The 7,715-nt window shown below is 27.2% G+C and carries 5 protein-coding genes and 1 pseudogene; 3 read left to right on the top strand and 3 right to left on the bottom strand.

The window, feature by feature from the left end:
• A pseudogene (locus R4K56_RS14840) lies at positions 1-140 on the bottom strand (Rpn family recombination-promoting nuclease/putative transposase); the annotation flags it as partial.
• 443 nt (positions 141-583) lie between these two features.
• Here R4K56_RS14840 and R4K56_RS14060 point away from each other — a divergent pair.
• From R4K56_RS14060 to R4K56_RS14050, 3 genes are all read left to right on the top strand, one after another.
• A complete protein-coding gene (locus R4K56_RS14060; RefSeq protein ID WP_335760542.1) occupies positions 584-1,768 on the top strand; it encodes a dicarboxylate/amino acid:cation symporter in 1,185 nt (394 codons plus the stop codon).
• Positions 1,769-2,376: 608 nt separating this feature from the next.
• A complete protein-coding gene (locus R4K56_RS14055; RefSeq protein ID WP_335773073.1) occupies positions 2,377-2,814 on the top strand; it encodes a DUF3592 domain-containing protein in 438 nt (145 codons plus the stop codon).
• A gap of 132 nt (positions 2,815-2,946) precedes the next feature.
• Entirely contained in the window at positions 2,947-5,733 is a 2,787-nt protein-coding gene (locus tag R4K56_RS14050; protein WP_335773074.1) for a TreP protein, read from the top strand.
• A 787-nt stretch (positions 5,734-6,520) separates the two neighbouring features.
• Here R4K56_RS14050 and R4K56_RS14045 read toward each other — a convergent pair.
• Entirely contained in the window at positions 6,521-6,979 is a 459-nt protein-coding gene (locus R4K56_RS14045; RefSeq protein ID WP_335773075.1) for a hypothetical protein, read from the bottom strand.
• Between the two features lie 16 nt (positions 6,980-6,995).
• Positions 6,996-7,673, bottom strand: a complete 678-nt coding sequence (locus R4K56_RS14040) for a glycosyltransferase family protein (protein ID WP_335773076.1) — start codon at positions 7,671-7,673, stop codon at positions 6,996-6,998.
• Between the last annotated feature and the right edge of the window lie 42 nt (positions 7,674-7,715).

Genomic DNA, 7,715 nt, shown 5'->3' with positions numbered 1-7,715 from the left:
ATTTCTACTGACCTAAAAGTTTTCATATTAGAATCAAGCATTATTGAATTGATAAAGTCAAGCAGTATAGGATTACTGTCTGGTGATGAGAATAAATATCTCACAAAATAATCATTCAATACATTAATATCTCTGCTCATAACACTATTATAATAAAATAGTTTATAAATGTCAAAATATATTTTACTTACACTTTAATATATACATAAACAACTATATTTTTATTATTACTCTGTACTTCCTTAAGTCGCCTTCAGTTGCATATAGTATATTTGATAAGGTGAGGTGTTACTATGAGATAATCCCATAAGGCAAATATGCAAGGTTGGTTGAACTGTAGGAAATGTGGTAGCTGACAAGTATAAATAAAAGACCAAAATCGTTCCATTATATTTAAAATATCTTCTATAATATGAACCTATAACATATAAAACAATTTAAATATATACAAAATAATATTATATTTAGTACTTACTCATTTTTTACAATTCATAATACAAAAAATACTATAATACAATTTACAAACATATATAAATTGAATATACTATATGTATCAAAAAAATAAATTTGAAGGTGAATTTTTATGGAAGAACTAGAACAAAAACCCAAAAAAGATTACCTATTAATAAAACTATTTATAGGTATAGTTGTAGGAATTATACTAGGTATGGTTTCTAATGCAGCTGTGATTAACGTTATACAATCTATCAAATATGTACTCAATCAAGTAATATCTTTTATGGTTCCATTAATAGTATTAGGATTTATTGCTCCTGCTATTACGAGAATGGGAAACAGAGCTAATAAGATGTTAGGTGTTATGCTTGCTCTTGCTTATTTCTCATCTGTTGGTGCTGCTTTATTTGCAACTATAGCAGGATATATAATAATACCTAATTTAAATATAGCTTCTAATGTTGCTGGCGGAAAGGAACTCCCTGAAATAATATTTAAATTAGATATTAACCCAGTATTCCCTGTAATAACTGCTTTATTCTTGGCTATATGCGGAGGTGTTGCAGTTGTTAAGACTAAATCTAAATACTTTGAAAACTTATTAGATGAACTTAATAATATAATATTATTTTTAGTTAATAATGTAGTAGTTCCTATATTGCCATTCTATATTGGTACTACTTTTGCTACACTATCTTATGAAGGCACTATTATAAAAAGTGTACCTGTATTCTTAATAATCATTATCATAGCAATAGTAGGACATTTTATATGGCTTACTTTGTTATACTCTATAGCTGGTATTATATCAAAGAAAAATCCTGCCAGAGTATTTAAACATTATGGCCCTGCTTATCTTACTGCTGTAGGTACTATGTCTTCTGCTGCTACTTTGCCTGTTGCTTTAAAATGTGCAAGCAAATCTGATGCTTTAGATAAAGACGTTGTTAACTTCGCTATACCTATGGGTTCAACTATACACTTATGCGGATCAGTATTAACAGAGACTTTCTTTGTTATGACTATATCTAAAATATTATATGGTCATTTACCTACTGTTGGTACTATGGTTTTATTCATAATCTTACTTGGTATATTTGCTGTAGGTGCTCCTGGTGTTCCTGGCGGTACTGTAGTTGCTTCTTTAGGTATAATAATTTCTGTTTTAGGTTTCAATAATGATGGTACTGCTTTAATACTTGCCGTATTTGCTTTACAAGACAGTTTCGGTACTGCATGTAATGTTACTGGTGATGGTGCTTTAGCTTTAATGCTTCAAGGTATTTTCAAAAAAGATCAGAAAGTTAGTTAAATTACAATTCCTTTAAATTAAAGATGGGTAAGGCTTAAAAATATTAGTCTTACTCATTTTTATTTAACACGCACGCAGAATAACACTACAAATATAAATTAATTATAATTACAATCAATCTATAAATAACAATTCGCTTACCGTGCGTTAATAACATTTCAAATTTAAAAATCACTTGGGCGGGCGTGCTTTTACTATTTTTATTTTAAAGAATAAGAAATTATAATCTCAAATTAAAACAAAAAATTTTAAAGGGCGGGGTATGTAAATTAAGCTTTAAAATTTAATTACATTTGCCCACCCTCTATCCTTATAATTTAAAATTGACATTAAAAATTTAACTTCTTTATTACAAAAGTAGAATTTGTAAACCCCCACCCAATTTTTTTAAAATTTTAAATGCATTCACCGCACGTAAAAATAAATTTAATATATTGAATAATAAAAAAATAAACTAATGTAAATTACATAGATATTATATTTACCGTGCGTACGTATTTGCAAAAAAGCAAAATTATAATATACTTACTAATATTTATTTATAAAAAATACTAGAAAATGAAACATAAGAGAAGCTATTTAAAAAAAATAATATTGGAGTTTTAATAATGAATAGAAAAAATTTTTCAATTATAAAAATAATAGCAATATATTTTTCAGGAATAGTTTTAACTTTGAATGGTGTCGCAGGATTGTTTTCTTTTATTGATACAAAAAATTATATTCATACTGTAGGAGTAGTTGAAGAGTGCGATAGAAGAAAAATGGTATATAAATCTGGAGAAACTAGATATGAAAAGACAATGGTAATAAGCTATGAAGCTGATAATCATGGAACATTATACGCTACTCTAAGAAGCTATTATCCATTTAGAAAAGTAGGAGATGAATTTCCTTTATGGTATGATCCTAATGAACCAAGCAACATAAAACTTCCTTTTTCTGATGGTATTTCTTCTATATTCAGTACTGTTTTAGGATCGATATTAATTCATTTTGGATTTTATATTGTAAATAAAAATAGATATATTGCTGTTATTATATAAATTTTTAGAATTACACAGTCTTAAGTATATGATCTGATATTTTTTATTTCTTCAATTTTTTTAAATTATAATTAAGTTATATATAACAATTTATTGCAAAAATGCTAAACTATAATATACTATCAATTATTTATGAAAAAACTATTTTTATCATTGTTAATTATACTTATATCTTGCGTAAGTCTGTATACGCAAACATTTAAGCCGTTTAGAAAACTGCATACTATACAGACAGAAAAATTTGAAATAATATTCCCTATAGAATCAAGAAGAACAGCAGAAAATTTAGCAAAAGTAGCTGATGATATATATGAAAAATATTCAAAAATTTTAAATAGTACTGTAAGAGGAAAAATTCCAGTAACAATTACACCAGATTTCAATTTATTTAATTCAGCAGCAATGATAATACCATATTCAAGTTTAATATTATATGATACCAATATGGACGAAAATCTTACAAGCTACAGTAATAATTTTGAAACAGTTTTTATACATGAACTTACACATTTACTTTCTATGGCTTCAGAAAATACAGGACTTGCCACTAAAGTAATGGGTAACTGGGCTTCATTTGTACATATTAATGCTATGCCATTTATGATTGAAGGAGCTCCGGTTAGTATGGAAAGTTTAACTGGTTTCGGACGTGCTAATGACCCTTTAGTAAAACAGAGATTAAGACAGGATATATTTGAAGGAAATTTCAGAACTCCTATTCAGGCTTCTTATGTTTGGACTAAAAATCCTTATGGAAATGTATATTATGAATATGGCGGATTATTTTCAAAATACTTGCAAGACAGATTCGGAATGGAAAAGTATAATGCTTTTTGGAATAGAATGCAGACAAAACTTCATTTCTCATTTTTGGTTTATAATTCTGGAGTTTACGGAGCTTTCAAAAAGGTATATGGAATTAAATTTACTGAGGCTTGGGCAGACTTTCAAAATTCATTAGCTTTAGAAAATGTTAATCCTAGCGAAGAATTAATAGCAAATAACAAAGAAACTTTTATTAATGATCTTCATTCTTATAATGATACAGTTTATTATATAAATGGTGATATCGGAGCTTTATATTCATACAAAGAAAAAAGGAACAATGAAAATAATAAAAAAGATTTAAAATTAGAATTCTTAATAGACAGAGATTCTGAAAGTTTGGATATATCAAAAGACGGAAATAATGCTTTGATAGTATCTGTAATGTTTAATGGCGGACTTTATAAATATATAGTTAAAGAATATGATTTAAATAAAAAAACTAGAACTAAAAGAAAATGGTTTGATATGCAGTATGCAAGATATTTCAGAAATGGGATTATAGGAATATCAAAAGATTTGCATAACTCTATTTTAGTTTATATAAATGAAAATGGTGAAAAAGAAATTTTATTACAGGCTAATGATAATTTCGGATATAGTTCCCCTGCTGTTATTGATGATAATAATATAGCTTTGATAGTTACTGAAAATGGAATTAAACATATAGCAATATTCAATTATAATAATAAATCATTAAGATATATTAATACAAAAGATAATACTTTAAATCATGTAAGAACTTTAAAATATTCAAAAGGGAAACTATTATTTGCTTACAATAATAATGACAGATTTTATAAACTTGGTGAGATTGATTTAAATAATAATCAAATGAAGCTTTATACAAAAGACTATTCAGGCGGTATATTATCACCAGTATATGCCGGAGAAAATATTTATTATAAGGGAAGATTTTCAGAATATGACAGACTTATGAAATACTCTGATAATGAATCTATAACAAAAAATTTCACCTACACTGATAAAACAATTAATAAATACGAATTCAATCCTCAAATGGAATTAGGAAATTACAATCCATTTAAATATATTAAGCCTTGGGCTATGTGGATACCTTTGCCCCAAATAAATGACACATTCCCTTTTCTCCTAAATGGTCTTGGAATATTATCTGTAGTAGCATCACCTTCTACTGATAATTTAGCATTGATTTGGCTTGGATATGATATACCTTCAAATTTTCTTCAAACAGAATTAACAGTTACTTCTTACAGTCTTCTTTATCCTTTATACTTTGGGTTTAAAAGCGATGTTGTTTATTCTACTTACAATTATTGGAGACTAAATACTTATCTTGCTATGCAGTTTTTACTCAACACAGAAAGTGATAAACTTTATTTTATGCTTGAGCCTTCAATATCAGGGGCTTTATTTTCTGAGTTTGTAAATCCTCAAATTTTGATACATTCCAATACATCATCAGCATTTACTTGGAAATATTCTTCTTGGACTTTTAATGTATCTTTAAAAGCTTCAATGATATTTAGAGTACAAACAGATAAACCTTATAGAGATGATTTAGTAAATCTTACTGTTATACCTAAATATTCTATTAAATACAATAAATTTGCAATAGATTTCAGTACGAAGTTTCAAACTAGATATGTTCCTATCAGAGCTAGTTTTTATGGTTCTTATGCTTTTGGTACAAATACGGCATTTGATGGTGCCTCTACAGTATTTGGGTCAAGCGAAGTAAGTGCCCCACAAGAATTTTATGCTTATGTTCAAAGCAAAAAATATAAAGATAATTACTTTATCGGCGGAGATTTTGAACTTCTTGGGTATTTAAGCTCGCATTTCAATTTGAGTCATATATATTTTGATAATTTCTTTGCATCTTTTTCCTATAGATATGCTTATTATTCAAAAGAGTATATGCATTCCATAGCTTTAAAGGCAGGTTTTGATGCGAGCATACCAGTATCAGGATATCAAAATATTGTAACTGGAGAACCTTATATATTAGTTGCTTTAACACTTCCTACAACTTTAGATAAAAGCGTAATAGGAAACTACCCTACTTTAAATAATCTTTATATAGGATTTGGACTTCAAATGTCATGGTAGTCATGATAAATGAATTTAATAAATCAAATTCCGCACGCAGAATAAAATTAAAAATATAATACAATTTTAAATTATAATTTACACATACAATTTAAATACATTCACCGTGCGTTAAACAGATTTTAAATTTAAAAACCACTTGGGCGGGAATGCTTTTAGAATTCCAGCTTTAAAGAATAAAAAATTATAATTTCAAATCAAAATAATAAATTTTAAAGGGCGGGGTATGTAAATAAGTTTTAAAGCTTTATTCTAAATCCCACCCTATTTCTTTTAAATTCTTTCATGTAATTTGTATTTTATTTTCTTTTTAATTTTGCACTCTTATTTTAACACCCACCCAAGTTATTTTTAACTTTGTTGTGTATATACCTAAACAATTATATTTTGTCAATTTTAGTTTTTATATTATTTTCGGGGACTAGCCCCCGAACCCCCACTTCTTTTGCGACCGCAGGGAGTGCCTGTGGTATTGCCCCAAAGAAGCAGCTTCGGCGAAGGACTATATTTTAGCTCAAATTAATAACCTATCTTACATGTAAAACGATTTTAGTATGATTTAGTACTAATTTTATAATTGCACTTTCGCGAAGCGTATCCGAGCTTGTCGAGGATATAAGCAACTTTGACGAAGTCCGCAGAGTGTATGCGGCGGGAAAAAGTTGAATAAAAAAATGACAAACTATAAAATTTTCAATGCATACTAATCAATAATTTAGACTTGATTATATATTAAACTTCATTGACCGTGCGTTAAATTAATTTCTATTATAAATAGATTATATTTTTATATAAAAGTTGCTCTAAGCTGTCCCATAGTTCCAACAAATATAACAAATAATACAAAAGATATTGAGAACCATACTATTCTAAATATTTTACTCTGCTCAGATTTTATTCCTATAAATGCATAAGCTGCTAAAGCAACCATAGGAAGTCTAGTTAAACTCCAAGTGCTGCTTGTACTTAAAGGCATTAATATTGTAAATATGGAGTAAAAAGAAAAATATATCGGTACTTTCTTTATCGATAAAATAGACAATATCAACATTGTCATAGGACATATAAATTCTAATGTAGTCCTTAAAGCAGGATATTGAAATATTCTAATAAAAAGTTTTATTATAAATGGTATTATTAAAGGACTAGGAGTTTCCCTTGACCATGCTTTCTGTGCCTCCAAAAAATAAAAAGCATTATCAGTCTTTGCATACATATATACAAGCCATAAACCATACACTGCCATAACAACAGCTAAAAAACTAAGTCCTTTTTTTTAATAGTAAAATAATAGAGTCAAAATTATAATTTTTTTCTTTTAAATAATTAATTAGCATATCTAAACCATATCCTGCAAGAAGTGCTACCCCATTTATTCTAGTTAATATAGATAATCCACAGAAAAGAGAAGCTATCATATAATCTTTCTTTTTATATGAAAGAACAGAAATTAATACCATTAAAAAATATAAAGCTTCAGTATAACATATAGTATTATAATGAGAGGCCGGATAAACAATAAGCCCAAGAACTGCATACATAGAAGCTGTTTTTCCTATGTATGAAATTAAATAATAAAACAATAAAATCAAGACAAATATAAATGATACATTAGTTATAAATAATGCTGCAATTTCATATGAGCCTAGAAATAAATAAGATAAACACCTGATCAGCAATGGATATAAAGGAGCATAAGCATATGATATTCCTGAATAACCATTTTGTGCTATATTATTAAAAGCAAGAGCATCTGCAAATTTGAACAATATATCTGATAACTTAGTAATATGTGGATTTAAATCATTGCCTTTTGGAAGATAATAATAGCCTATAGCAATAACTAATATAAATACCAATCTTGTAATTATAAATGATATAAATATTATTTTTAATTCCTTAGAATTTGAAATAAAAAATTCTTTTATATTTTTCAGCATATTAATATTCCATATAATTTTATAGTAAAGAATAATATATTA

The organism is Brachyspira pulli (assembly GCF_036997785.1).
In the GTDB taxonomy this organism is placed as follows: domain Bacteria; phylum Spirochaetota; class Brachyspiria; order Brachyspirales; family Brachyspiraceae; genus Brachyspira; species Brachyspira pulli.
This window is presented reverse-complemented; position numbering and strand designations above follow the sequence as displayed.

Coding starts and splice junctions, on each gene's coding strand:
- R4K56_RS14040 (WP_335773076.1), bottom strand. CDS start 7,673: ATGCTGAAAAATATAAAAGAATTTTTTATTTCAAATTCTAAGGAATTA.
- R4K56_RS14045 (WP_335773075.1), bottom strand. CDS start 6,979: ATGGCAGTGTATGGTTTATGGCTTGTATATATGTATGCAAAGACTGAT.
- R4K56_RS14060 (WP_335760542.1), top strand. CDS start 584: ATGGAAGAACTAGAACAAAAACCCAAAAAAGATTACCTATTAATAAAA.
- R4K56_RS14055 (WP_335773073.1), top strand. CDS start 2,377: ATGAATAGAAAAAATTTTTCAATTATAAAAATAATAGCAATATATTTT.
- R4K56_RS14050 (WP_335773074.1), top strand. CDS start 2,947: ATGAAAAAACTATTTTTATCATTGTTAATTATACTTATATCTTGCGTA.